Source organism: Micromonospora echinofusca (genome assembly GCF_017614955.1).
In the GTDB taxonomy this organism is placed as follows: Bacteria; Actinomycetota; Actinomycetes; order Mycobacteriales; family Micromonosporaceae; genus Micromonospora; species Micromonospora echinofusca_A.
This window is the reverse complement of sequence record NZ_WVUH01000581.1, coordinates 1-2,304: the sequence shown is the minus strand read 5'-3', so window position 1 is coordinate 2,304 and position 2,304 is coordinate 1. Positions and strand designations below refer to the sequence as shown.

At 72.7% G+C, this 2,304-nt stretch carries 2 protein-coding genes; one reads left to right on the top strand and one right to left on the bottom strand.

The window, feature by feature from the left end; translation table 11 throughout:
- Positions 1-203: 203 nt before the first annotated feature.
- Entirely contained in the window at positions 204-1,658 is a 1,455-nt protein-coding gene (locus tag GSF22_RS32940; protein WP_244454569.1) for a pyridoxal-dependent decarboxylase, read from the bottom strand.
- 222 nt (positions 1,659-1,880) lie between these two features.
- On the opposite strand from GSF22_RS32940, the gene GSF22_RS32935 reads away from it, so the two are divergent.
- A partial coding sequence (locus tag GSF22_RS32935; RefSeq protein ID WP_244454568.1) for a cellulose-binding domain-containing protein occupies positions 1,881-2,304 on the top strand: 424 nt, incomplete at its 3' end.

Genomic DNA, 2,304 nt, shown 5'->3' with positions numbered 1-2,304 from the left:
GGGCAGGGCGGGTCGGTGTGCTGGCCGGGGTCGCGCGTCCTGTCGAGCTGCTCCGTCTACGCCAGCAGCTCGACAGCGTCCCCACCAGGGCTGGCCGTCGGCCCGCACCGGCCATCGACGCGCGGCGTCAACCGGCCCGCACCCGCCGTCGGCCGGCACCGGTCACCGACTCGCACCGGTTACCGGCCGGCACCGGTCGCCCGTCAGCTGTGGCGCCCCTCCGGGCCCACCAGCACGGTCGCGGTGTCGCTGATCAGTTCCCAGGTCCGCCGTACGTGCGCCTCCGTGGTCTGCGGCGCACCGATCGCCATCCGCAGCGTGTACCGGCCGTCGACCCGGGTGTGGGTCAGATAGGCCCGACCGGTGGCGTTCACCCGTTCCAGCAGTTCCGTGCTCTGCTCGTCACCGGCCCGCAGCCGGAAGCAGACCAGCGAGAACGGGTGCGGGGCGACCAGTTCGAAGCGGTCGTCGGCGCGGACCAGCCCGGCGAGCCGGTCGGCCAGCGCGACCCCGGACCGGATGTGCGCGCGCAGCCCCTCCGCCCCGTACCAGCGCAGCACGAACCACAGCTTCAACGCCCGGAACCGCCGGCCCAGGGACACCTGCCAGTCCCGGTAGTCGATGACCGCACCCGACCCGGTGGCCGCGTTGCGCAGGTACTCCGGCATCACGGTCAGCGCCTCCACCAACCCCGCCCGGTCGGCCACCCAGAACGCGTCGCAGTCGAAACCGGTGAGCAGCCACTTGTGCGGGTCGAAGCAGTAGGAGTCGGCGTACTCCAGCCCGGCGTGCGTCCAGCGCAGTTCCGGGCAGACCGCGGCGGCACCGGCGTACGCGGCGTCCACGTGCAACCAGATGCCGTACTCGGCGCAGATCGCCCCGATCTCCGGCAGCGGGTCGATCGCCGTGGTCGACGTGGTACCGATGGTCGCCACCACGATCGCCGGCACGTCCCCGGCGGCCAGGTCCGCCTCGATCGCGGCCCGCAGCGCGTCCGGCCGCATGCCGAACGCCTCCGGGTCCACCTCGACCGGTCGTACGCCGTCCGCGCCCAGCCCGGCGATCCGGGCGGCCTTCTCGATGGAGGAGTGCCCCTGGGTGGAGGTGTACGCCCGGTAACGGCGCTGCACACCGCTGGCCCGCCACTGCCCGCCGCTGGCCCGGTGCAGGGCTGCCAGGGTGGCGACCAGGGTCGCCGAGGACGCGGAGTCCTGGATCACCCCACCGCCCGTACCGGTGGACCGGAACCGTTCCGGCAGGTCGAGCAGGCCGGCCAACCAGTCCATCATCACCGTCTCCACCTCGGTGCAGGCGGGGCTGGTCGCCCAGAGCATGCCCTGCACCCCGAGGCCGGAGCTGAGCAGGTCGGCCAGCACACTCGGGCCGGAGATGTTGGCCGGGAAGTAGCCGTAGAAGTTCGGATGCTGCCAGTGGGTGAGGCCGGGGACGACCACCTTGTCCAGGTCGGCGAGGATCGCCGGGAACTCCTCACCCCGCTCCGGTGCGGCGAGCGGCAACCGGGCGGCGACCGCGCCCGGCGGGTCCTGCGAGGTGATCGGCCGCTGGGCGACGGTCGACCAGTAGTCGGCGATCCAGTCGACCATCGCGTGGCCGTGGCGGCGGAACTCGTCCGGGTCCATGTGCGGTGCCTCTGCCATGCACTGAGTCGATCAAGGAATCCGGTGCCGGGCAAGGGAGATGAGGAAACGTCCGGTTCCGTTGCTCCCGGAAAGCGGTTGCCCTAGCATCGTCGGTGCGTGGGGCCACCCGGTCATCCCGGCCGTCCGGCCGGTTGTCGACACCGCTGCGGCGTACCCCTCCGGCCCGGGCAGGCCGGCGGGTGACGGACGTCGCCGACCTCCCGCGGAGGCACCCTTCCCATGCGTACCCCCAGAACCCGCACCATGCTGCTCGCCGCGACCGTCGCGGCGACCGCGGTGGCCGGCGCGCTGACCGCCGTCACCGCCTCGGCCGCCGTCGCCGGCTGCCGGGTCGACTACCAGGTGACCAACCAGTGGTCCGGCGGCTTCGGCGCGAACGTCACCGTCACCAACCTCGGTGACCCGGTCACCGCCTGGACGCTCACCTGGTCGTTCGCCGCAGGCCAGCAGGTCACCCAGGCGTGGAACGCCACCGTCATTCAGTCCGGCACCGCCGTCACCGCCCGCAACGTGGACTACAACGGCACGATCGGTACCGGCGGGACGGCCGCCTTCGGCTTCAACGGCTCCTGGAACGACGTCAGCAACCCGACCCCGGCCAGCTTCGCGCTCAACGGTACGACCTGCACCGGCGGCACCGCCC